Source organism: Pseudomonas sp. Hp2, assembly GCF_006386585.1.
In the GTDB taxonomy this organism is placed as follows: domain Bacteria; phylum Pseudomonadota; class Gammaproteobacteria; order Xanthomonadales; family Xanthomonadaceae; genus Pseudomonas_S; species Pseudomonas_S boreopolis.
In genome coordinates this window covers 779508-801590 of the sequence record NZ_VAHJ01000001.1, presented here as the reverse complement: position 1 = coordinate 801590, position 22083 = coordinate 779508, and the positions used below count along the sequence as shown (strand labels likewise).

Below are 22083 nucleotides of genomic sequence, written 5' to 3'. Positions count from 1 at the left end.
GCCGACGGCGCCGGGGCGACTACGAGGCGCGTCTGGGATTAACGCATTGCTAATCTTTGTGTCAAAACAGGTTTCGGCTGAAAGCGCGCCCGCGGGCGGCGCCGGTGCCATCGCCAGGGCGACGATGCGCCCCGGCGGTGTCAAGTATTCGTTAACGCTAGAATGGCGTCGCAGGAGTGCTGCTCATCTGCTCATTCCTTTCGGTTATATCGGATCGTCCCCACATGATTTCCCTGCGCAACTTCGCCATGCGCCGCGGCGAGCGGCTGCTGTTGTCCAACGTCGACCTGACGATGCATGCCGGCTACCGGGTCGGCGTGGTCGGCCGCAACGGCACCGGCAAGTCCAGCCTGTTCGCGGCGATCCGCGGCGAGCTGGAATCGGACAAGGGCGACGTGGAGCTGCCGGGCAAGGTGCGCATCGCCAGCGTCGCGCAGGAGACGCCGATGCTGCCGGACCCGGCGATCGAGTTCGTGCTCGGCGGCGACGACGTGATCGCCGCGGTGCTGCGCGAGGAAGCCGAGGCCAATGCCCGCGAGGACTGGGAGGCGGTGGCCGCCGCCCACCAGAAGCTGGCCGAGCTCAACGGCTACGACGCCGAGGCCCGCGCCGGGCGCCTGCTGCACGGCCTGGGCTTCCCGGCCGAGACCCACCACCGGCCGGTGTCCTCCTTCTCCGGCGGCTGGCGCGTGCGCCTGAACCTGGCGCGCGCGCTGATGATGCCGTCGGACCTGCTGCTGCTCGACGAGCCCACCAACCACCTCGACCTCGACGCGGTGTACTGGCTGGAGCAGTGGCTGCTCAAGTACCCGGGCACGCTGCTGCTGATCTCGCACGACCGCGAGTTCCTCGACAACGTCGCCACCCATACCCTGCACCTGCACGGCGGCAGCGCCAAGCTGTACGTGGGCGGCTACACCGATTTCGAGCGCCAGCGCGCCGAGCAGCTGCGCCAGCAGCAGATCGCGCACGAGAAGGAACAGGCCGAGCGCGCGCACCTGCAGAGCTTCATCGACCGCTTCAAGGCCAAGGCGTCCAAGGCCAAGCAGGCGCAGAGCCGGATGAAGCGCCTGGAGAAGCTGGCCGGCACCGAGGCGGTGCGCGCCGAGCGCGAGTTCCGCATCGAGTTCGCGCCGCCGAACAAGCTGCCGCATTCGCTGATCCGGCTGAACCACGTGCGGGCCGGCTATCCCGGCCAGGATTCGGGATTCGGGATCGGGGATTCGGAAAAGCGGGATTCCTCGGCTGTTGCTCTTGCGGATCCCCAATCCCCGATCCCCAATCCCGTCGTCGTCCTCGACGACGTAGGCTTCGGCCTGGAGGCCGGCGACCGCATCGGCCTGCTCGGCCCCAACGGCGCCGGCAAGACCACGCTGGTGCGGACCCTGGTGGGCGAGCTGGCGCCGCTGGCCGGCGAGCGCAGCGCGCACCCGGACCTGCGCATCGGCTACTTCGCCCAGCACACGGTCGAATCGCTGCACGAGGGGCAATCGCCGATCGACCACTTCCGCGAGATATCCCCGGACGCGCCCACGCAGTCGTTCCGCGATTTCCTCGGCAAGTGGAACTTCCCCGGCGACCGCGCCTTCGAGCCGGTCGACGGCTTCTCCGGCGGCGAGCGCGCGCGCCTGGCGCTGGCGCTGATCGCCTGGCAGCAGCCGAACGTGCTGCTGCTCGATGAACCGACCAACCACCTCGACCTGGAGATGCGCGAGGCGCTCGCCGAGGCGCTTTCGGACTTCGACGGCGCGATCGTGATGGTCAGCCACGACCGCCACCTGATCGGCCTGGTCTGCGATACCTATTGGCGCGTGGCCGACGGCGTGGTCGAACCGTTCGCCGGCGACCTCGACGCCTACGCGGCATGGTTGCGCGCCCGCCCGGGCGCGCAGGGCGCCAAGCAGCGGATGGCCGAGGCCGCGCCGGTCGCCAAGCCGCAACCGCAGCCGCCGCAGCCGCCGGCGAAGAAGCCGGCCAATCCGCACAAGCTCGCCGCCGCCGAGAAGAAGGTGGGAGAGCTGGAAGCGTTGCTGGCCGAACTGGACCGCCAGCTCGGCGAGCCGGCCCATCGCGCCGACGGCGCGAAGCTGGTCGCGCTGGGACGCGAGCGCGAGGCGGCCGCGCAACGCCTGGCCGAGGCGGAAGCGGCGTGGCTGGAGCTGATGGAAGGCGCGTCCTGATCCGGCGCGGGACGCCGTAAGTGGCTCGTAAGCCTGGCGCTCGGATACTGGCCGGCATTCCCCCTGCCGGATCGGTACATGACCAGGTTGCCCGCGTTGTTCTTCCTGCTGTTCCCTTCGCTTGCGCTCGCCCAGTCCTCGGTGGTCGAGGACGTGGCTTCCACCAGTGCCCCGAAACGCTGGCAGCTCGGTGCGGGGGTCTCGGTCAACGACAGCCCCTACGTCGGCGAAGGGATGCGGATCCGTCCGTTCCCGTGGGTCAGCTACGAAGGCGAGCGCCTGTTCTGGCGGGGGCTGTCCGGCGGCGTGCACGTCCATAAATCGGACGGTTTCGTCTTCGACGCGATACTCGCCGGCAACTTCGACGGTTTCGACATCGACGACCTCAGCCGCAGCGGGCTCGAGCGCAACGGCCTGGACCCGGCGCGGCTGGAAGACCGCGACGACGGCGTCGATGCCGGCCTGGCCGCGACCTGGCGCGGGGCGGCAGGAGAGCTGAAGCTGCAGGCGTTGGCGGACGTGACCGACCGCAGCGGCGGCTACGAGCTCGGGCTCGACTACGGCTATCCGCGGCGATGGGGCAGGACCTTGCTGATCCCGAGCGTCGGCGTGCGCTGGTTGTCCAAGGACGTGGTGCGCTACTACTACGGCACCCTGGACGAGGAGGAGGCGCGCGGCGTCGCGCCGTACCGCCCGGATGCGGCGCTGGTGCCGCAGGTCAGGCTCGGCATCGTACGGCCGCTCGGCGGAAACTGGCGCCTGGTCGGTGCGCTGAGCTACCGTTTCCTGCCCAGCGAGATCGGCGACAGCCCGTTCCTGGAGCGTGGCAGCAACGGTACGGGCAGCCTGCAGCTCGGCTTCGTGCGGAGCTTCTGAGCCGGCAGCGGGACGCTCCCCTATGCTGTCGCCCGGCGTTGCCGGAGACGGAGGCTGAGTGAACAGGATCGCATTGGTCGAGGACCATCTGCGCCTGGCCGAACTGATCGGCCGCGGGCTGGAACCGGCAGGCATCGGCGCCGACGTGTACGGCAGCGTACAGGCGGCCTGGTCGGGCATCGCCGAGCGGGATTACGCCGCGATCGTGGTCGATCGCGGCTTGCCCGACGGCGATGGGCTGGCGCTGGTAAGGCGCCTGCGCGCCGCCGGCAGCCGCGTGCCGTGCCTGGTGTTGACCTCGCGCGACGCGCTGCGCGATCGCGTCGACGGGCTCGAGGCGGGCGCCGACGACTACCTGCCCAAGCCGTTCGCGCTGGAGGAACTGGTGGCGCGGGTGCGCGCGCTGATGCGGCGCGCGCCGGTGCTGCGCGACCTGCAGCCGTGCCACGCCGACCTGCGGGTGCTGCCCGAGGCCGGATGCATGAGCTGCGGCGAGGAGAGCGTCACCCTGTCGGCATCGGAACTGCAGATCATCATCTGCCTGGTCCGCGCCGAGGGCGGCATCGTCCGCCACGCCGCGCTGGAGGCCGCGGCCTGGGGGCGCGGCGAAGGCGTCACCCCGAACGCCCTCGAGGTGGCCCTGCATCGCCTGCGCAGGAAGCTGGCCGCGATCGGCTCGGAGCTCTCGATCAGGAACATCCGCGGCCATGGCTTTGCCCTTTATCGAACGCATGTGGCCCCGTAGCCTGTCCGGCCGCCTGATGTTGGCGACCCTGGCGGGCATGGTCGCCGCGGCCGGCGTGGTGGCGGTCGCGATGCTGGCGGCGCGGCCTTCCGTCGCGTCGATGATGGCGCGCGAACTGGCCAAGGCCGCCGACCGGATCGACCAGGGGCTGCGCATCGACGCGGCCGGCAACGCATCCGTCCACCTGGATCGCCGCAAGAGCGACATCTACGACGCGATGCGGAAGGACGCGGCGTACCGGGTGGTCGATGCCGGTGGCCGCACCGTCGCATCGAGCGGCGAAGGCCCGCTGCTCGATGCGCTGCAGTCGATGCCGCTCGCGGTGAGGGAGTTCAGGATGCCCGCTCCCGACGGGGACATGGCGATCCTGGCCGACGCCCGCCCGGTCGTGCGCGACGGGCGCCGCTACACGGTGCAGGTCGCGCGCAGCGACCGCCTGGTGCTCACGCTCGACGAGTACGAGGGCCAGCTCTACCTGCAGGCCGGGCTGGCCAGCGCGGCCTGCGCGCTGGCGGTCTTCTGCCTGGTGGTGTTCCTGACGGTCAGGCGCATGCTCCGGCCATTGCATGAAGCATCGCTCGCCGCATCCCGGATCGAGCCGCGCAACCTGACCGCGCGCCTGCGCGTGGATGGCCTGCCCGGCGAGATCCGGCCGCTCGTGCAGGCCTTCAACGCCGCGCTGGAACGCCTGGAGGCCGGCTACCGGGTGCAGCAGGAATTCCTCGCCGCCGCCGCGCACGAGCTGAAGACGCCATTGGCGCTGCTGCGGACGGGGCTCGAGCTCGGCGACGCGGCGGATCGGAAGATGCTGCTGCGCGAGGCCGACCTGATGGCGCGGCACGTCCACCAGCTGCTGCACCTGGCGGAAGTGAGCGAGGTGCAGAACTATCGCTTCTCCTCGTTCCGGCCGGACAGCGTGGCGGCGGACGCCATCGACTACCTGGCGCGCATGGCCGCGAACAGATCGGTCGCGCTGGTGCTCCAGGGCGACGAGGCGGACACCGGAACGATCGTCGCCGATGCCGGGGCGATGTTCGTGCTGATGAAGAACCTGCTGGAGAACGCGCTGAACCACTCGCCGGAGGGCGGCGTGGTGACGCTGGCGCTGGACGCGACCGGCTTCAGCGTTGCCGACGAAGGCCCCGGCATCGACGAAGCCGACCGGCCGCTGTTGTTCCAACGGTTCTGGCGCGGCCCGCGGGCGGGCCACGAAGGCACGGGGCTGGGTCTCGCGATCTGCAGGGAGATCGCGCTGGCGCACGGCTGGCATATCGATGTGGCGGTGGCCGCGGGACGCAAGGGCGCGGTCTTCCGCGTGCACTTCGATGCGCGGCAGGGCGGCCTGCAGCCATGAAGACGACGGCCACGCGAGCGCCCGCACCGGACGCGGACATCCTGGAGGTCGCGAGCCTTATCCAGCGTTGCCGCCGCTGCGCGCTCGAGTGGTACCGGGACGAGGCGGTCGCCGCGTTCGGGGGGGCTGACGGCCGAGCAGGTGGTGGAACGCGGCGAAGGCGACAAGGTCCTGGTGTTCCTGTTCTCGATCGCGTGCGGCCATCGCGGCTGAAATCCCTAAAGACGGGCCTGGTCCTGCAGCCACTCCCGGAAACGCCGCGCCGCCTCGCTTTCCGGGCGCGAGCGCAGCCGGGCGAGCCAATAGCAGCCCGCGTCGATGTGCAGGTCGAACGGGCAGACCAGCCGGCCGGCGTCGAGGTCCTGCTCGAACATCCGCAGCGGCAGCAGCGCGACGCCGGCGCCGGCCGCGGCCGCGGCGGCGATCGCCAGCGAGGAATCGAACACCGGTCCGCGCGCGTCGATCGCCGGCAGCCCGGCCGCCTGGAACCAGCGCGGCCATTCGTCGGCGCGATACGAACGCAGCAGCGGAATGCCGGCCAGGTCGGCCGGCGCGGCGAGCCTGCGGGCCAGGGCCGGCGCGCAGACCGGCGCGAACGGCGCTTCCAGCACCGGCGTGCAGACCTGGCCCTGCCAGTCGCCGTCGCCGAAGCGGATCGCCAGGTCCAGGCCCTCGCCGGCCAGGTCGATGCGGTTGTTGTGGGTGTGCAGCCGCAGGTCGATGGTCGGGTGCGCCGCGGCGAACGCCGGCAGGCGCGGCAGCAGCCAGCCGGTGGCGAACGTGCCCACCACGCCGATGCTCAGCACCTCGCGATAGTGGCCGCCGGCGAAGCGGTCGAGCGTGGCGGCGATGCGGTCGAACGCCTCGTTGAGCACCGGGTAGAGCGCCGCGCCCTCGTCGGTGAGCGCCACCCCGCGCGCGAGCCGATGGAACAGCACCACGCCCAGGCGCGACTCCAGCGCCTTGATCTGGTGGCTGAGCGCGGCCTGGCCGACGCACAGCTCGTCGGCGGCACGGGTCAGATTCTGGTGGCGCGCGGCGGCTTCGAAGGCGCGCAGGGCGTTCAGCGGCAGCTGGGGGCGGATCATCGCGAGGCATGAAATGGATCGATGGCTGGGATTGAATAACCTCGCTGGTGGTTCCCGGTCAACGTTCCAATAATCCAGCTTTCCCAGGAGGTGGACGATGATCGCGAGAAGGCGTTTCCTGCAGGTGTCCGGCTTGGCGCTGGCGTCGCTGGCGAGCGGCGGGGCATGGGCGAAAAGAGGCGTAATGAATGCCGCCGGCGACCTGGCGGGGCGCTGGGCCGCGATCGAGCGCGAGAGCGGCGGGCGGCTTGGCGTGATGCTGCTGGACACCGCCGGCGGCCGGCGCGTCGGGCATCGGCAGGACGAGCGCTTCCCGATGTGCAGCACCTTCAAATTTCTATTGGCTGCCGCCGTGCTGAAGCAGGTCGACGCCGGCAAGGTCGGCCTGGACCGGCGCCTGCCGATCCAGGCGTCGGACCTGGTCGGCCACTCGCCGGCCACCGGGAAGCATGTCGGCCCGGACGGCCTGAGCGTGGCCGAGATGTGCCAGGCCACGCTGATCTGGAGCGACAACGCCGCCGCCAACCTGCTGTATCCGCTGGTCGGGGGCCCGGCCGGCCTGATCGCCTTCCTGCGCGGCATCGGCGATGCGACCACCCGCACCGACCGGCTCGAACCGATGCTCAACGAGTTCGCGCCCGGCGATCCGCGCGACACCACCACCCCGGCGGCGATGGCCGGCACCCTGCAGCGGATCCTGCTCGGCGACGTGCTGCGCCCGGCGTCGCGGCGCCGGCTCACCGACTGGCTGATCGACAACCGCACCGGCAACGCGCGCCTGCGTGCGGGCCTGCCGCCCGACTGGAAGATCGGCGACAAGACCGGCAGCAACGGCGAGGACACCGTCAACGACATCGCCATCCTCTGGCCGCCCGGCCGTCCGCCGCTGCTGCTGGCGGCCTATCTCAACGGCGCCAAGGTGGATGCCGCCGGCCAGGACGCCGCCTTGCGCGCGGTCGCGCAGGCGGTCGTGCTCGACCTGCAAGGGGCGAGGTAGGCCGTCCGTTTCATCGCAACAGCCAGCGTCCGGCGCTGGCGGCGAGGTGGTCGGTGAGCGCCTGCAGCGCGGCGCCGCCGCTGCGCCAGTAGTGCCAGTACAGCGGCACGTCGATGGGACGCCCCGGCGAGAGCTCGCGCAGCATGCCGCGCTCGAGCGCGTCGCGGCATTGCAGTTCCGGCAGCAGGCCCCAGCCGACGCCGGCCACGACCGTTTGCAGGAAACCCTCTGCCGAGGGGCAGAAGTGGTGCGGGAAGGCCCCCTCCAGGCCAAGCCTGGCGAGATAGCGATGCTGCAGGCGGTCGTCCGGGCCGAACACGATCGCCGGTGCGCGCGCGAACGCGCCGGCGTCGGTGCCCGCCCCGAAGTGGCGCTCGCAGAACGCCGGGGCCGCCACGGCGAGATAGCGCATCGCGCCCAGCGCGAGCATGCGCGCCCCCGCGACGGGTCCCGGGCTGGCGCACAGGCAGGCGGCCACTTCGCCGGCACGCATGCGGCGCAGGCCCACGTCCTGGTCCTCGACCACCATGTCCAGCAGCAAGGCGTCGGCGATCAGCCGCGGCGCCACCGCCGGCATCCACCAGGTCGCCAGGCTGTCGGCGTTGAGCGCCACCCGCAGCCGTTGCGGTCCTTCGTCTTCGCCCAGTCCCGGCACGGCGGCCTGCAGGTCGGTCTCCAGCAGGCGTACCTGCTGCACGTGGTGCAGCAGGCGCAGCCCGAGCGGGGTTGGGCGGGGCGGGGACGCACGCACCAGCACGGCCTGCCCGAGCCGCGCTTCCAGCAGCTTGATGCGCTGGGACACGGCCGACTGGGACAAGCGCAGCCGGCGTGCCGCGCGCTCGAAGCCGGCTTCTTCCACCACGGCGGCCAAGGCGGCCAGGAGCTTGTAGTCGATCATCAGGGGCGCTAATGACGCATTCGCATAATTCGTTTCCCTTATAGCGCGTTGGCGGACAGAGTGCCCTTCCAACTCGTGAGTCCCTCACGGAAGCGACGCACGTCCAGGCGCGCGAATCGAATCTTTCCCCCCACGGGAGCCCGGCACGCAGGCGCCGGTGCCCCTCTGCCGGAGCCGCCGATGCCGAAGTCCCTTTATTCCGCCGACCGCATCCATGGGAACGCGCGATGAGCGCCAGCTACCTGACCGGATTGCTGACCATGGCCAGCCTGATCGTCGCGCTGGGTGCGCAGAACGTATACGTGCTGGCGCAGGGCCTGCGTCGCGAGCATCACCTGGCAGTCGCGGCGTTCTGCACCGCCTGCGACATCGTGCTGGTGGGCGCGGGCGTGTTCGGCCTGTCGGCGCTGATCGGGTCGAGGCCGTGGCTGCTGGCGCTGTTACGCTGGGGCGGGGTGGCTTTCCTGGTGTTGTATGCGGCGCAGGCGCTGTGGCGCGCCTGGCGGCCGCAGGCGCTCGGCACCCTGGCAGGCGCGCCGCGCCGCAGCCTCCGCCAGGCCTTGCTGGCCGCGGCCGGGGTGTCGCTGCTCAATCCGCATGTGTACCTCGATACGCTGCTGCTGGTCGGCTCGATCGGCGCGCGCGAGGACGCGCCGGCCGCCTTCGCCCTGGGCGCCGGCACCACTTCGACGCTGTGGTTCTTCGGCCTGTCGACGGGCGCGGCACGGTTGGCGCCATGGCTGGCGCGTCCGCGGGTCTGGCGGGTCCTGGACGTGCTGGTCGCGGGGGTGATGCTGTGGGTGGCGTGGCGGTTGGCGAGCGCCGGCTGAACTTGCCCCGGCGCGGCGCTTGCGGGGAGGATGCGGGCATCCAACGGAAGGCATCCCCCGCATGAGCCGAGAACTGGTCTACCTGCTGCTGATCTTCGCCTTGCTGGTGATCCCGCGCGCGCTGCAGCGCTTCAAGGTCCCCGCGCCGCTGACCTGCCTGCTGTTCGGCATCGGCGCGATGCTGGCGATGGGCGATAAGGTCCACGACGAGGTGATCGTCCTGCTCGGCACCCTCGGGATCTCCTCGCTGTTCCTGTTCGCCGGGCTGGAGGTCGACTTGCACGCCTTGCGGCGCGGATTGTGGCCGTTGCTGGCGCACCTGGCGATCCGCTGCGCGGTCCTGGTCGGCGCCGCCTGGCTGGTGTGGCGCTACGCCGGGCTGTCGTGGCAGGCCGCCGGTTTGCTGGCGCTGGCGCTGCTGACGCCTTCCACCGGTTTCATCCTCGATTCGCTCGGCCGGCTCGGGCTGGCGGAGGACGAGCGGTTCTGGGTGACCAACAAGGCGATCGCCGGCGAGCTGCTGGCGTTGGCGGCGCTGTTCGTGATCCTGCAGGCGGGCGACCCGGTGCGGATGGGCGTGTCCAGCGCCGTGATGCTGGCCATGCTGGTCGGGCTGCCGCTGCTGTTCGTCGGCCTCGGGCGCTGGGTCGCGCCGCAGGCGCCGGGGTCGGAGTTCTCGCTGCTGGTGATGGTCGGGCTGATCGCCGCCTACGTCACCTACAAGCTCGGCGTGTACTACCTGGTGGGCGCGTTCGTCGCCGGCCTGGTCGCGCGCCTGCTGCGCCAGCGCATGCCGGCGCTGGCCTCGGACGAGAACCTGCACGCGGTGCGGCTGTTCGCCAGCTTCTTCGTGCCGTTCTATTTCTTCAAGGCGGGCACGCACGTGCCGGCCGGCGCGCTCAGCTTCGCGGCGCTCGGCCTGGGGCTGGCCATCACCCTGGTGGTGCTGCCGCTGCGCGTGGGCGTGATCTGGCTGCAGCGCCGCCTGATGTTCGGCGAGGACTTCCGGTCCAGCCTGCGGGTTTCCCTGGCGCTGGCCCCGACGCTGATCTTCACCCTGGTGCTGGCCGGCATCCTGCGCGACCGCTTCGCCATCCCCGAGGCGCTGTTCGGCGCGCTGCTGCTGTATGCGGCCCTGACCACGCTGTTGCCGTCGCTGGTGTTCCGGGCGCCGTTCGACGTCGATCCGGCCGAGCCCGAGGCCAACCTGCACCCGGAGGACCGCCTGGGCCGCCCTCCCGCGGAAGAGCCGGTACAGATGGATGCGCCGGTGGGCGATGCCGCGCCCGAGCCCTTGAACCCGGCCGGATCGCCACGATAATCCGCCCGGGTTTTTGCTTTCGATCTTCCCGTATGCCGATCTACGCCTTCCAGTGCGCCGCTTGCGGCCATGTCTTCGACCGCCTGCAGAAGCTTTCCGATCCCGACCCGACGACCTGCCCGGCCTGCGCCGCCGCGGCGGTGAAGCGCCAGGTCACCGCGCCGGCGTTCCGCCTGTCGGGGACCGGCTGGTACGAGACCGACTTCAAGTCCAAGGGCGAGAAGAAGAAAAACCTGGCCGACGCCGCGTCCGCCGGCGACAGCGCCGCAGCCGCGCCCGCGCCGGCCAAGGCCGAGGCTCCCGCGGCGTCGTGAGCGCTCCGGGGCCGGCCCCATGAGTGTCCACCGGCCCTTCGCGAGCGAGGGGCCGGTGGGCGACCGGCATGCGGGCCGGCCGCTTGGGGGAAGCGGCGGTACGCCCTAGCGCGCGCCGAAGCGCGCGCGGCAGCCGTCGTCCACCCAGATCGTGTTGCCGCGGTAGCCCCAGGTGCGGCCTTCCACGCACGGCGTGCCGGAGAGCTGCTTCACCACGTAGGGACGGCCTTGCCGGCGATCCCAGTCGCAGGTGCGCTGGCGCTTGTCGTTGCTGCTGCAGGTGACGAAATAGTCGCTGCCGCCGCCCGGGCCCCAGCCACCACCACTACCACCGCCGCCCCAGCCGCGGCCTTCGGCGAATTCGCCGCGGCAGCCGTCGTTGACCCAGACCGTGCCGTTGCGGCTGCCCCAGTTGCGGCCCTCGATGCAGCGCGTGCTCGACAGCTGGCGTACCAGGACCGCGCTGCGCCAGCCGGTATTGCAGACCCGCTGGCGCTGGTCGTTGCTCTCGCAGCGGATGGTGCCGCGGTTGCCGCCGCTCCAGCCGCCATCGCCGCCCCAGCCGCCCCCGCGCGCCTCGACGAAGCGCCCGCGGCAGCCGCGGTCCACCCAGATGTAGCCGTTGCCGCTGCCCCAGTTGTGGCCTTCGATGCAGCGGGTGCCGGACAGGTTCTCCACCAGCGCCGCGCGCCCGCGGAACGGCGTGCTGCACTGGTTGCGGCGGTTGTCGTTGCTGGAGCAGGTGACCACGGGCCGCCCATCGTTCCAGCCGCGGTCCTGCGCCCGGGCGGGCGCGGCGGCGGTTCCGAGCAGCACGGCCAGGCCCAGGCCGGACAGGCACAGCAGATTGCGCAACATGGCTTCCCCCCGGTTGAGTGTCGATGCCGGGACTATCGAGCGGGCTTCCTTAATTCGCAGTGAGTCCCGCCGGGATTTGCCCCGGCCGGGGCGTCCCGCCAGAATATTCGGCTTTCCGGCGGGTCCCCCGCCGGCGTTCCCTCTCCGGAGTTTTCGATGCGTACCCACTTCTGCGGCCTGGTCGACGAGACCCTGATCGGCCAAACCGTCACCCTTGCCGGCTGGACCGACGTGGCCCGCAACCTGGGCGGGGTCTGCTTCATCGACCTGCGCGACCACGAGGGGATCGTGCAGGTGACGGTGGAGCCGGGCGACGCGGAGGTGTTCGCGGTCGCGGCTTCGCTGGGCTACGAGGACGTGCTGCAGGTCGAGGGCGTGGTGCGCGCGCGCCATGCGGTCAACGACCGGATCCGCACCGGCAAGGTCGAGGTGGTGGCGAGCAGGATCACCGTGCTCAACAAGGCCGCGCCGCTGCCGTTCCACGCGCACGAGAACCCGTCCGAGGAAACCCGCCTGCGCTACCGCTACCTGGACCTGCGCCGCCCGGAGATGCAGCGCATGCAGCGCACCCGCATCAGGCTGGTGCAGGCGCTGCGCCGCCACCTGGACGCGCGCGGCTTCCAGGACATCGAGACACCGATCCTGACCAAGGCCACGCCCGAGGGTGCGCGCGACTTCCTGGTGCCGGCGCGCATGCACCCGGGCGAGTTCTACGCGCTGCCGCAGTCGCCGCAGCTGTTCAAGCAGATCCTGATGGTGGCCGGCTTCGACCGCTACTACCAGATCGCGCGCTGCTTCCGCGACGAGGCGCTGCGCGCCGACCGCCAGCTGGAATTCACCCAGCTCGACATGGAGTTCGCCTTCGTGCGCGAGCGCGACGTGCAGGACTTCGTCGAGGAGATGATCCGCGCCATCTTCAAGGAGGTGGCCGATGTCGAGCTGGACGCGCAGTTCCCGCGCATGACCTGGGCCGAGGCGATGCGGCGCTACGGTTCGGACAAGCCGGACCTGCGCATCGACCTGGAGCTGGTCGACGTGGCCGAGCTGGTCAAGGGCAGCGAGTTCAAGGTGTTCGCCGATGCCGCCGCCGATCCGGACGGGCGCGTCGCCGCGCTGCGCATCCCGGGCGGCGCCAGCCTGTCGCGCAAGCAGATCGACGAGTACGCCGCGCACGCCGCCAAGTACGGCGCCAAGGGCCTGGCCTACGTCAAGATCGCCGACAACGGCGAGATCAGCTCGCCGATCCAGAAGTTCTTCGGCGAGGACGCCTTCGCCGCGCTGGTCGCCCGCGTCGGCGCCGGCAACGGCGACATCGTGTTCTTCGGCGCCGGCGGCTACAACAGGGTCTCCGACTTCATGGGCGCGCTGCGCCTGAAGGCCGGCAAGGACTTCGGCCTGGTCGCCGAGGGCTGGCGCCCGCTGTGGGTCACCGACTTCCCGATGTTCGAATGGGACGAGGAGGAGCAGCGCTACGTCGCCTTGCATCATCCGTTCACCGCGCCGGCCGTGGACGACATCGCCGAGCTGCGCGCCCACGCCAGGACCGCGGTGTCGCGCGGCTACGACATGGTGCTCAACGGCAACGAGATCGGCGGCGGCTCGATCCGCATCCACCGCCCGGAGATGCAGAGCGCGGTGTTCGAGCTGCTCGGGATCGGCGAGGAGGAGGCGCGCGCCAAGTTCGGCTTCCTGCTCGACGCGCTGAACTACGGTGCGCCGCCGCACGGCGGCATCGCCTTCGGCATCGACCGCATCGCCGCGCTGATGGCGGGCACCGAGTCGATCCGCGACGTGATCCCGTTCCCGAAGACCACCGGCGCGCAGTGCCTGATGACCGGCGCGCCGTCGCCGATTCCCGACGCGCAACTGGCGGAAGTGCATATCCAAGTGCGCCCGCAGGCGAAGTAGGCGAACCTTTACCCCGACGCAACCCCAACGACAGACGGAGACAGCGCCATGAGTTCGGAAGTGCCTTTCAACCTGCAATGGGAAGCCCTGGGCAACGAAGGCGCGGAGGTCGGGACCACGCTGCGCGCGCGCGTGTTCGGCGGCTGGCTGGTGCGCGTGGGCGAGTCGCTGGCGTTCGTGGCGGACCCGGAAGGGCGCTGGGACGGCGAGGACTTCGGCGAGGACGACTACGAGTACGAGGACGAGGAAGAAGAGGACGAAGAGGACGAAGAGGACGAGGACGCCGACGAGGAAGAAGAGGAGGCGTGATCCATGCGGATCAGGCGCGCCACCCCTGACGATGCGGAGATCCTGTCGCCGCTGGCGGCGCGCACCTTCACCGAGACCTTCGGCCATCTCTACCCCGACGAGGACCTGCGGGGATTCCTCGCCGAGACCTACGCGGTGGAGCGCTCGCGCATCGTGCTCGCGCATCCTGACTATGCGATCTGGCTGCTCGAGCACGATGGCGAGGCGATCGGGCATGCCGCGGCCGGCCCGTGCGGATTGCCGCACGCGGAGGTGTCGCCGGGCGACGGCGAACTCAAACGCCTGTACCTGCTGAAGGAACACCAGAACTGCGGCTGGGGCAGCCGCCTGTTCGAGACGGCATTGGAGTGGCTGGAGCGCGACGGCCCGCGCACCCTGTGGATCGGGGTGTGGTCGAAGAACTTCGGCGCGCAGCGCTTCTACGCGCGCTATGGATTCGAGAAGGTCGGCGACTACGAGTTCCCCGTCGGCCGGATCCGCGACCACGAATACATCCTGCGCCGGTCGCCGCGCTGAGAAGTCGCTTTACCTGTTTATCCGCAGGAGCGGCTTTTGTGGGAGCGGCTTCAGCCGCGATGGGGCTTTCTGCGCGTGGATCGCGGGCTCTTGCAGAGATCGCTATCTGCGTGAAAGCCCCATCGCGGCTGATGGCCCGGGGCCACGTAGACCCGCTCCCATGGACAACACTGCGAACGTCAGTTGGATGCGCCGCCGCTCTCAGCCGGATTCCGCGCAGGTCGATTTCACTACGTGCCGGTCCGCAGGTACCACCGCGCGCCGGCCACGCGAAGCCAGCACCACGCCGCCGATCACGGCGACCACGCCCAGCAACTGGGCCGGCTGCGGCACGCGGCCACCGGCCAGCGACACCAGCAGAGTGAAGACCGGGACCAGGTTGAAGAAGGCCGCGGTACGGGCAGGGCCCAGGCGGCGGGTCGCGTCGAACCAGAACAGGTAGCCCAGCACGGAACTGCAGATCGCCAGGTACAGCAGGCCCCAGTGCACGCTGGCCGGCGCCTGCGCGGCGGCCTGCAGGGGGTGTTCGCGCCAGGCGCCGATCAACAGCATCACGATCGTGCCGAGCACGATCGACCAGGTGGTGGTCTGGCGCGCGTCCACGTCCGGCAGGAAGCGGCGCGAGATCACCGTGGCCAGCGCCCACGACAGCGCACCGGCGCAGACGATGGCGTCGCCCGGCGCCAGCCGCAGGTGCGCAAGCCGCTCCGGGTCGCCGCCGCTGATCACCAGCACCACGCCGGCCAGCCCGCTCGCCAGTCCGGCGCACCGCCAGCGGTCGATGCGCTCGCCCTCGACCAGCACCGACAGCAGCATCGTCCACAACGGCGTGGTCGCCATGATCAGCGCGGCATTGAACGGCGTGGTCGAGCGCAGCCCGAAGAACATCGCCAGGTTGAAGCCGACGATGCCGAGCACGCCGATCGCGGACAGCGCGGGCAGGTGCGCGCGCAACAGCCGCAGGTCCAGGTTGCGGCCGGCGGCGAGCACGCCGAGCAGCACGATGCTGGCGATCGCGAAACGTTCCGCGCCGGCGCTGATCGGCGACATCCGGGCGATCACGTGGGCGCCGACGTTGAAGGCGCTGCCCCAGAAGAAGGTGGTCACCACCAGGGCGGCATAAGTGGGCAAATGAGAGCGCATGGGGGAAGCTCCTTTCCAAAGCGCGCATCCTGCGCGCACCGCCACCCCGGTAAAATTCCCAGAAACCGATGCCCCCATGTGAGGAAATTCCCAGGATGGATTGGGACGACCTGCGCCACTTCGTGGCTTTCGCCGATGCCGGCTCGCTGGCCGGCGCGGCGCGCCGGTTGCAGGTCGAGCACGCCACGGTCGCCCGGCGGATCGCCGCGCTGGAGGAGGCCTTGCAGCTGAAGCTGGTGGACCGGCGTACCCGCAGCTACGTGCTCACCGCCGATGGCGAGCGCATCGCCCGGTTGGGGCGCGACATGGAGGCCGGCGCGCAGGCGGTGCTGCGCGCCGCCGCGGCCGGGCAGCAGGAAGTGGCCGGCACGGTGTCGCTGAGCGCGCCGCCGGCGACGGCGACCACGTTGCTGACGCCGCACTTCGGCGAGCTGTACCGGCGCCATCCGGCGATCCGGCTCCGCGTGATCGCCGAGACCCGCATGGCGTCGCTGCGCAGCGAGGTCGACCTGGCGATCCGGCTCGGTCGGCCGGACGATCCCGAACTGGTGGTGCGCCGGCTGCAGCGGATGACGTTCTCCTACTATGCCGCGCCGTCCTACCTGGCGCGCACGGCGCCGGAGGACTACGTGTTCATCGGCTACGACGAGAGCCTGGACGAGAGCCCGCAGCAGCGGCAGATGCGCGCCTTCGCGGCCGGCCGCCCGCTGGTCCTGCGCAGCAACAGTTCCGACGTGCAGCGCGGGGCGGTGCGGGCGGGCGTCGGCGTGGCGCTGCTCGGCGACCTGCCGGGCAACGTCGACGATCCGGGGTTGGTGCCGTTGCCCGGTGGCGCCGGCGTGCTGGAACGCGAGTTGTGGCTGGTGGTGCACCGCGACCTGCGGCGCGCGCCGGCGGTGCGCGCGGTCGCCGAGTTCCTGGTCCAGGCGCTGGCGGAGCCCGGCTAGGGCGGCGTTCCCGCCGGGCCCCGGAAGACGAGGATCTAGGACCTTCTTGTAGAAGCGACTTCAGCCGCGACGGGGTTTTCATGCAGGTCCCTCTGGCAAGAGCCCGCGCATCCATGCGCGGGGATCCAAACGGGGAAAATCCCGTCGCGGCTGAAGCCGCTCCCACAGGTCGGGGCGGCGATTCGAGCGTTATAGGCAAGCCCGCCGGGACCGGAGTCCCTCCCACCAGCAATATAGGGGCCGAATCTCACCGGCTGGCGGTACGCACCGCCATGACTTCCGCGCGCGGCGGTGCGCCGAACAGCCGCTTGTATTCGCGGCTGAACTGCGAGGGGCTCTCGTAGCCGACCCGGTGCGCCGCGGCCGCGGCTTCCAGCCCGTCCACCAGCATCAGCCGGCGCGCCTCGTGCAGCCGTAGCTGCTTCTGGTACTGCAGCGGCGACATCGATGTCGCCGCCTTGAAGCCGCGGTGCAGCGCGGACACGCTCATGTGCACCGTCCGCGCCAGCGCTTCCACCCGCAGCGGTTCCAGGTAATGCCGCCGCAGCAGCATCACCGCCTGCGCGACGCGCTGGTGCTGGCCGTCCTTGACCGCCAGGGCGCGCAGGCGCCCGCCGAGGTCGCCCTGCAGCACGCGGTAGAGGATCTCCCGGATCGCCAGCGGCGCGAGCACGCGCAGGTCCTCGGGGGCGTCGAGCAGGCGCATCAGCCGCAGCACCGCGTCCAGCAGCGGCGTGCCGACCCGCGCGGCATAGGCGGCGCAGGCACCGTCCTCGCCGGCTTCGTTGTCGCCGGCCCGCTCGGGACCGTCCAGCAGCAGCCCGGCGATGTCTTCCGGCGCGAGGTCCAGGCGCAGGCACAGGTAGGGCTTTTCCGGGCTCGCCTCCACCACCTGGCCGATCATCGGCAGGGTCACCGACACGACCAGGTAATGCAGCGGGTCGTAGCGGTAGTGCTGTTCGCCCAGGATCGCCAGCTTGCTGCCCTGGACCACCAGGCACAGCCGCGGCTCGTAGACCGTCGGCATGCATGCGGTCGGCGCGTCGAACCGGATCAGGTGCAGCGCGGGCAAGGCCGTGCGGTGGAAGCCTTCGCCGCCGGCGGTCAGCCGGGCAATCCGGTCGGTCAGTTCCGCCAACGGCGCGGCGAGCGAGTGCTGGGCGATCAGCTCGGACGGGGACAGGGTATTCATGGACTTCGCGGGGCATGGCCTGCGGCGATACGCCGAAGAGTACCGGAGGCGGGGCGCACAGGTGAGGCCCGCGTGCAGGATCCGGCAATCTTGCGGCAGTAACGGGCAAACGCCGGCGCGGGCATTTCGGAGAGTCTGTTGCGGCCGCCGCACGGCAGTGTCCTGCCCGGGCCTGCTTGTGGCAATGGCCGTGCGACGCGCACTATCGATGTCCGCGAACCGCTCGCCCCCAGCCCCCACGGAGCCGTCCGCATGTGGATCGTCCAGTATGCGCTTTCGCGCCGCTACACCATTGGCGTGCTCGCCATCCTGATCCTGCTGTTCGGGATCCAGTCGGCGCGGCGCATGCCCACCGACATCCTGCCCGAGGTCGGCATCCCCTCGGTCAACCTGATCTGGACCTACGCCGGCCTGCCGGCGGCGGAGATGGCGGCCAAGCTGACCTCGTTCTCCGAGATCTCGGTGCTCAACACCGTCGACGACCTCAAGGAAGTGCGCTCGGAGAGCCTGAACGGCATCGGCATCGTGCGCGCCGACTTCCAGCCCGGGGTCAACCTGGAGCGCGCGCTGGCGCAGATGACCGCGGTCTCGCAGACCATCCTGCGGCGCATGCCGCCGGGCACCTCGCCGCCGCTGGTGGTGCGCAACAACCTGTCCAGCACGCCGGTGCTGCAGTTGGTGCTGTCGTCGGACTCGATGAGCGAGGCGCAGCTGTACGACTACGCGCGCCTGCAGCTGCGCTCGCAGATCCAGTCGATCCCCGGCATCCGCATGAGCCTGCCGTACGGCGGCGCGGCGCGCCAGGTCATGGTCGACCTGGACCCGGAGGCGCTGCAGACCTATGGCCTGACCCCGCAGGACGTGACCGGCGCGCTGGAGCGCGGCAGCCCGACGCTGCCTTCCGGCACGATCCGCGAAGGCGCGCGCGAGATGCAGATCTCGCTGGAGACCAGCCCGGAAAGCGCCGCCGGCTTCCTCGACCTGCCGGTCGCCAGCCGCGGCGGCAACGTGATCTACGTGCGCGACGTGGCCAGCGTGCGCGACGGCGGCGCGCTGCAGACCAACATCGCGCGCATGGACGGCGCCAGCGCGGTGTCGGTGGCGCTGATCAAGATGGGCGGCGCGTCGGCGGTGGAGATCGTGCGCCAGGTGCGCGAGCGCCTGCCGGAGATCGCCGCCTCGGCGCCGCCGGGCACGCGCATCGAGCCGATCTTCGACCAGTCGGTGTTCGTCGACAACGCGATCGGTTCGATCCGCCACGAGGCGATCCTGGTCGGCCTGCTGGTCGCGGCGGTGGTGCTGGTGTTCGTCGGTTCGTGGCGCTCGAGCCTGATCGTGCTCTCGGCGATCCCGCTGGCGCTGCTGGCCTCGGTGACCGCGCTGTACCTGCTCGGCTACACCTTCAACGTGATGACGCTGGGCGGGCTGGCGCTGGCGATCGGCATCCTGGTCGACAACGCGGTGGTCGACGTGGAAAACACCAACCGCCACATCGCGATGGGCAAGGACGTGCGCACCGCGATCCTGGACAGCGCCGGCGAGGTGGTGTTCCCGGAGTTCGTCTCCACGGTGTCGATCTGCATCGTGCTGACCCCGATCCTGCTGATGACCGGCCTGTCGGCCTGGGTGTTCACGCCGCTGGCGCTGGCGGTGATCTTCGCGATGCTGGCCTCGTTCCTGCTGTCGCGCACGCTGATCCCGGTGCTGTGCTACCTGCTGCTGCCGGCCGACATCCGCAGCCGCCAGCAGCCGCGCTGGGCCGCCGAGCGCGCGCTGCTGAACCTGCACCACCGCATGGAGCACGCGCTGGAGTGGCTGCGCGAGCGCCACCACGCGCTGCTGTACCGGCTCGGCCACCATGGCGGCGTGCTGGCGCTGGCGGCGTTGGTGCTGATGGCGCTGGGGGCGGGCAGCGCGGCGCTGCTGGGGCGCGAATACTTCCCGCAGGTCGATGCCGGGCAGTTGCGCCTGCAGGTGCGGCTGCCGTCCGGCACGCGCCTGGAACAGACCGCGCAGCGGATGGCGCAGATCCAGCGCGAGATCCGCCAGATCATCCCGGCCGGCGAACTGCAGACCGTCTACGAGCAGATCGGCGTTCCCGACGCCGTCAACCTGGCCTGGGTGGACAGCGCGGTGGTCGGCTCGTTCGAGGCCGAGCTGATGCTGCAGCTGCGCACGCCGCACGCGCCGACCGCCGGCTACCTGAAGGCGATCCGCGAGCGCATCGCCGAGCGCTTCCCCGACGTGCGCGTGTTCGAGCGCCCGCCGGACGCGACCGGCCGCACCCTGGCCGGCTCGGCGGTGGGCGCGCTGGAAGTGCGCTTCAACGGCCGCGATGCCGCCGGCAACCTGGCGCTGGCGCGCGAGCTGGTGCCGCAGCTGCAGAGGATCCCCGGCGCCACCGACGTGATGGTGCGGCAGGTGCTCGACCTGCCCGAGTACCACATCGCCATCGATCGCACCCGCGCCGCGCAGCTCGGCATCAGCGCCCAGGACGCCAGCCGCGCGGTGCTGGCGGTGCTCGGTTCGTCCGGCACCGTGACCCCGGTGTACTGGGTCGAGCAGGCCAGCGCCACGTCCTACACGGTGCAGTTGCAGGTGCTGCCCTCGGACCTGGCCGGCATCGATACGCTGCTCAACACGCCGCTGCGCATCGGCGCGAACGGCACCGTCCTGCTGCGCAACATCGCCAGCGTGACCCCGCGCGCGGTGCCGGCCAGCGTCGGCCGGGTGATGATGGCGCCGACCGTCAGCGTCATCGCCAACGTGCAGGGGCGCGACCTCGGCTCGGTGTACTCGGCCCTGGGCGGGCTGACCGAGCAGATGCGGCCGCGGCTCAAGCCGGGCAACCGCATCGAGATCGTCGGCCAGGCCGGCGAGATGCAGAACGCCTATGCCGAGCTGGCCTCCGGCCTGCTGATGGCGGCGGTGCTGGTGTTCCTGGTGCTGGTGGTGAACTTCCAGTCCTGGATCCAGCCGCTGGTGGCGATGTCGGGGCTGCCGCTGGCCATCGCCGGCGCGGCGGTGGCACTGTTCGCCACCGGCACCCCGCTCAGCGTGCCGGCGCTGATGGGCGTGATGATGGTGATCGGCGTGTCCACCGCCAACAGCGTGCTGGTGACCAGCTTCGCGCGCAACCTGGTCGCCGCCGGCCACGATCCCGAGCAGGCCGCCTACGAGGCCGCGGCGGTGCGCCTGCGGCCGGTGCTGATGACCGCCAGCGCGATGGTGCTCGGCATCGTGCCGATGGCGCTGGGGCTGGGCGAGGGCGGCGAGCAGAACGCCCCGCTCGGCCGCGCCGTGATCGGCGGGTTGTTGTTCGGCACGCCCGCCACGCTGCTGCTGGTGCCCTCGATCCTGGCCGTGCTCGGCCGCCGCCACAACCGCCGCGTCGCCGCGGCTGCAACCACCGCCGAAGGCCTGCCGGCCGGCGGCGAAGGAGCCACTCGATGAACGTCCCCCACGTGTTGTCCCGCCCCGTTCCGTCCGCGGCGTTCGCCATGCCGCTGCTGATGGCCGCCTGCCTGCTGGCGGCCGGATGCGGCAACAGCCGCGCGGTGCCCGCGTCCGCCGAGGTGCCCGAGGTGTCGCTGGTGCAGGCGCGCGCGGCCGCGGCCGACTACGCGCTGGTGCTGCCGGCGCGCGCCCAGGCCGGGCAGAGCGCGCAGGTATTCGCGCGCGCCACCGGCCTGGTCGGCACGCGCCTGGTCGACATCGGCGATCGCGTCCGCGCCGGCCAGGTGCTGGCGACCATCGCCGCCCCGGAGATCGACCAGGCGGTGCGCCAGGCGCAGGCCGACCTGGCCCAGGCCGAGGCCGACCTGACCCTGGCCAGCGGCAACTACGAACGCGCCGCGGCGATGCTGCGCACCCAGCTGATCTCGCGCGAGGACTACAGCAGCCGCCTCGGCGCGCGCGACGCCGCCCAGGCGGCGCGCGACGCCGCGCGCGCGCAGCTGGCCAGCGCGCGCGAACGGCAGGGCTTCGCCAGCGTGCGCGCGCCGTTCGACGGCGTGGTCAGCGCGCGCAACGTCGACGTCGGCGACCGCGTGGTCGGCGACACCGCCTCGGCGACGGTGCCGATGTTCCGCATCGACGCGCTCGATCCGTTGCGGGTCGCGGTGGACGTCCCGCAGAGCGCGGCGCTGCAGGTGCGGCCGGGCCTGCGCGCGCAGGTCACGTTCCCGGAGCTGCCGGGCGAGCAGTTCGACGCGGAGGTGGTGCGCACCGCGCAGCGCATTTCCGAGGACGCCGGCGGCATGCGGGTGGAACTGCGGCTGCCCAATCCGGACAACCGCATCCCGGCCGGCATGGTCGGCCAGGTACGCCTGAGCGTCCCGCGCACCGTGCCGGCGGTGGTGCTGCCGCTGGCCACGGTGGTGCAGGACGGTGCGACGGCCAAGGTGGCGAAGGTGGGCGGCGACGGCCAGGTGCATTTCGCCCAGGTCAGCCTGGGCCGCAATCTCGGCAACGAGATCGAGGTGTTGTCCGGCGTCGCCGCGGGCGATTCGGTGGTGCTGGCGCCCAACGCGCTGCTGGCGGACGGAACGCGGGTGCGCGGGCGGCCGCAGGCGCGATAGGCCCGCCCGCGCCGCGTTCAGGCCGGG

19 protein-coding genes are annotated in these 22083 nt (G+C 71.2%); 14 read left to right on the top strand and 5 right to left on the bottom strand.

The annotated features are described in order from the left end of the window. Positions 1-224: 224 nt before the first annotated feature. From abc-f to FD678_RS03340, 4 genes are all read left to right on the top strand, one after another. Positions 225-2180: a ribosomal protection-like ABC-F family protein gene (gene abc-f / locus FD678_RS03355; protein ID WP_140719245.1), complete on the top strand. Its 1956-nt coding sequence runs from the start codon at positions 225-227 to the stop codon at positions 2178-2180. Positions 2181-2258: 78 nt separating this feature from the next. Beyond that, positions 2259-3056, top strand: a complete 798-nt coding sequence (locus FD678_RS03350; RefSeq protein WP_140719243.1) for a MipA/OmpV family protein — start codon at positions 2259-2261, stop codon at positions 3054-3056. Positions 3057-3114: 58 nt separating this feature from the next. Continuing rightward, entirely contained in the window at positions 3115-3801 is a 687-nt protein-coding gene (locus tag FD678_RS03345; RefSeq protein WP_140719241.1) for a response regulator transcription factor, read from the top strand. Then, positions 3788-5155 carry a sensor histidine kinase gene (locus FD678_RS03340; protein WP_177497533.1) on the top strand — a complete coding sequence of 456 codons (1368 nt, stop codon included), beginning with the start codon at positions 3788-3790 and terminating at the stop codon, positions 5153-5155. The genes FD678_RS03345 and FD678_RS03340 overlap by 14 nt, the downstream gene beginning before the upstream one ends. 218 nt (positions 5156-5373) lie before the next feature. On the opposite strand, the gene ampR is transcribed toward FD678_RS03340, so the two are convergent. Then, positions 5374-6243: a LysR family transcriptional regulator AmpR gene (gene ampR, locus FD678_RS03335; protein WP_140719237.1), complete on the bottom strand. Its 870-nt coding sequence runs from the start codon at positions 6241-6243 to the stop codon at positions 5374-5376. A 97-nt stretch (positions 6244-6340) separates the two neighbouring features. Here ampR and bla point away from each other — a divergent pair, with 97 nt between their 5' ends. Then, entirely contained in the window at positions 6341-7240 is a 900-nt protein-coding gene (gene bla / locus FD678_RS03330) for a class A beta-lactamase (protein WP_140719235.1), read from the top strand. Positions 7241-7250: 10 nt separating this feature from the next. Here bla and FD678_RS03325 read toward each other — a convergent pair whose 3' ends face one another. After that, entirely contained in the window at positions 7251-8138 is an 888-nt protein-coding gene (locus tag FD678_RS03325; RefSeq protein ID WP_140719232.1) for a LysR family transcriptional regulator ArgP, read from the bottom strand. A gap of 227 nt (positions 8139-8365) precedes the next feature. Here FD678_RS03325 and FD678_RS03320 point away from each other — a divergent pair, with 227 nt between their 5' ends. From FD678_RS03320 to FD678_RS03310, 3 genes are all read left to right on the top strand, one after another. Continuing rightward, a complete protein-coding gene (locus tag FD678_RS03320; RefSeq protein WP_140719230.1) occupies positions 8366-8968 on the top strand; it encodes a LysE/ArgO family amino acid transporter in 603 nt (200 codons plus the stop codon). A gap of 61 nt (positions 8969-9029) precedes the next feature. After that, the gene (locus tag FD678_RS03315; protein ID WP_140719228.1) at positions 9030-10289 is read left to right on the top strand and encodes a cation:proton antiporter; all 1260 of its coding nucleotides are present in this window, start codon (positions 9030-9032) and stop codon (positions 10287-10289) included. A gap of 32 nt (positions 10290-10321) precedes the next feature. Then, positions 10322-10603: an FmdB family zinc ribbon protein gene (locus FD678_RS03310; RefSeq protein WP_140719226.1), complete on the top strand. Its 282-nt coding sequence runs from the start codon at positions 10322-10324 to the stop codon at positions 10601-10603. A 105-nt stretch (positions 10604-10708) separates the two neighbouring features. On the opposite strand, the gene FD678_RS03305 is transcribed toward FD678_RS03310, so the two are convergent. Beyond that, complete coding sequence (locus FD678_RS03305) at positions 10709-11461, bottom strand: DUF3011 domain-containing protein (RefSeq protein WP_140719224.1); 753 nt, start codon at positions 11459-11461, stop codon at positions 10709-10711. A gap of 156 nt (positions 11462-11617) precedes the next feature. Here FD678_RS03305 and aspS point away from each other — a divergent pair, with 156 nt between their 5' ends. Genes aspS through FD678_RS03290 form a run of 3 tightly spaced genes read left to right on the top strand, consistent with a single transcriptional unit; the run spans position 11618 to position 14194 of the window. Then, positions 11618-13369 carry an aspartate--tRNA ligase gene (gene aspS, locus FD678_RS03300; RefSeq protein WP_140719222.1) on the top strand — a complete coding sequence of 584 codons (1752 nt, stop codon included), beginning with the start codon at positions 11618-11620 and terminating at the stop codon, positions 13367-13369. Between the two features lie 48 nt (positions 13370-13417). Then, complete coding sequence (locus tag FD678_RS03295) at positions 13418-13678, top strand: DNA primase (protein ID WP_140719220.1); 261 nt, start codon at positions 13418-13420, stop codon at positions 13676-13678. Positions 13679-13681: 3 nt separating this feature from the next. Then, complete coding sequence (locus FD678_RS03290) at positions 13682-14194, top strand: GNAT family N-acetyltransferase (RefSeq protein WP_140719218.1); 513 nt, start codon at positions 13682-13684, stop codon at positions 14192-14194. Positions 14195-14395: 201 nt separating this feature from the next. On the opposite strand, the gene FD678_RS03285 is transcribed toward FD678_RS03290, so the two are convergent. After that, a complete protein-coding gene (locus FD678_RS03285; protein WP_140719216.1) occupies positions 14396-15337 on the bottom strand; it encodes a DMT family transporter in 942 nt (313 codons plus the stop codon). Positions 15338-15432: 95 nt separating this feature from the next. Here FD678_RS03285 and FD678_RS03280 point away from each other — a divergent pair, with 95 nt between their 5' ends. After that, the gene (locus FD678_RS03280; protein ID WP_140719214.1) at positions 15433-16284 is read left to right on the top strand and encodes a LysR family transcriptional regulator; all 852 of its coding nucleotides are present in this window, start codon (positions 15433-15435) and stop codon (positions 16282-16284) included. A gap of 247 nt (positions 16285-16531) precedes the next feature. Here the strand turns inward: FD678_RS03280 and FD678_RS03275 are convergent, their stop codons facing one another. Then, positions 16532-17476 (bottom strand): AraC family transcriptional regulator, encoded by a 945-nt coding sequence (locus FD678_RS03275; RefSeq protein WP_140719212.1) that lies wholly within the window; start codon positions 17474-17476, stop codon positions 16532-16534. 252 nt (positions 17477-17728) lie between these two features. On the opposite strand from FD678_RS03275, the gene FD678_RS03270 reads away from it, so the two are divergent. Then, positions 17729-20929: an efflux RND transporter permease subunit gene (locus tag FD678_RS03270; protein ID WP_140719210.1), complete on the top strand. Its 3201-nt coding sequence runs from the start codon at positions 17729-17731 to the stop codon at positions 20927-20929. Further along, on the top strand, positions 20926-22056 hold the full coding sequence (locus tag FD678_RS03265) for an efflux RND transporter periplasmic adaptor subunit (RefSeq protein ID WP_140719208.1): 1131 nt from the start codon (positions 20926-20928) through the stop codon (positions 22054-22056). Before FD678_RS03270 ends, FD678_RS03265 begins: the two co-directional genes overlap by 4 nt. The last annotated feature ends 27 nt before the right edge of the window (positions 22057-22083 follow it).

What these genes read in the sequence shown, in the direction of transcription:
- abc-f (WP_140719245.1), top strand. Translation starts at nt 225, where the DNA reads ATGATTTCCCTGCGCAACTTCGCCATGCGCCGCGGCGAGCGGCTGCTG.
- FD678_RS03350 (WP_140719243.1), top strand. Translation starts at nt 2,259, where the DNA reads ATGACCAGGTTGCCCGCGTTGTTCTTCCTGCTGTTCCCTTCGCTTGCG.
- FD678_RS03340 (WP_177497533.1), top strand. Translation starts at nt 3,788, where the DNA reads ATGTGGCCCCGTAGCCTGTCCGGCCGCCTGATGTTGGCGACCCTGGCG.
- ampR (WP_140719237.1), bottom strand. Translation starts at nt 6,243, where the DNA reads ATGATCCGCCCCCAGCTGCCGCTGAACGCCCTGCGCGCCTTCGAAGCC.
- bla (WP_140719235.1), top strand. Translation starts at nt 6,341, where the DNA reads ATGATCGCGAGAAGGCGTTTCCTGCAGGTGTCCGGCTTGGCGCTGGCG.
- FD678_RS03325 (WP_140719232.1), bottom strand. Translation starts at nt 8,138, where the DNA reads ATGATCGACTACAAGCTCCTGGCCGCCTTGGCCGCCGTGGTGGAAGAA.
- FD678_RS03320 (WP_140719230.1), top strand. Translation starts at nt 8,366, where the DNA reads ATGAGCGCCAGCTACCTGACCGGATTGCTGACCATGGCCAGCCTGATC.
- FD678_RS03315 (WP_140719228.1), top strand. Translation starts at nt 9,030, where the DNA reads ATGAGCCGAGAACTGGTCTACCTGCTGCTGATCTTCGCCTTGCTGGTG.
- FD678_RS03310 (WP_140719226.1), top strand. Translation starts at nt 10,322, where the DNA reads ATGCCGATCTACGCCTTCCAGTGCGCCGCTTGCGGCCATGTCTTCGAC.
- FD678_RS03305 (WP_140719224.1), bottom strand. Translation starts at nt 11,461, where the DNA reads ATGTTGCGCAATCTGCTGTGCCTGTCCGGCCTGGGCCTGGCCGTGCTG.
- aspS (WP_140719222.1), top strand. Translation starts at nt 11,618, where the DNA reads ATGCGTACCCACTTCTGCGGCCTGGTCGACGAGACCCTGATCGGCCAA.
- FD678_RS03295 (WP_140719220.1), top strand. Translation starts at nt 13,418, where the DNA reads ATGAGTTCGGAAGTGCCTTTCAACCTGCAATGGGAAGCCCTGGGCAAC.
- FD678_RS03290 (WP_140719218.1), top strand. Translation starts at nt 13,682, where the DNA reads ATGCGGATCAGGCGCGCCACCCCTGACGATGCGGAGATCCTGTCGCCG.
- FD678_RS03285 (WP_140719216.1), bottom strand. Translation starts at nt 15,337, where the DNA reads ATGCGCTCTCATTTGCCCACTTATGCCGCCCTGGTGGTGACCACCTTC.
- FD678_RS03280 (WP_140719214.1), top strand. Translation starts at nt 15,433, where the DNA reads ATGGATTGGGACGACCTGCGCCACTTCGTGGCTTTCGCCGATGCCGGC.
- FD678_RS03275 (WP_140719212.1), bottom strand. Translation starts at nt 17,476, where the DNA reads ATGAATACCCTGTCCCCGTCCGAGCTGATCGCCCAGCACTCGCTCGCC.
- FD678_RS03270 (WP_140719210.1), top strand. Translation starts at nt 17,729, where the DNA reads ATGTGGATCGTCCAGTATGCGCTTTCGCGCCGCTACACCATTGGCGTG.
- FD678_RS03265 (WP_140719208.1), top strand. Translation starts at nt 20,926, where the DNA reads ATGAACGTCCCCCACGTGTTGTCCCGCCCCGTTCCGTCCGCGGCGTTC.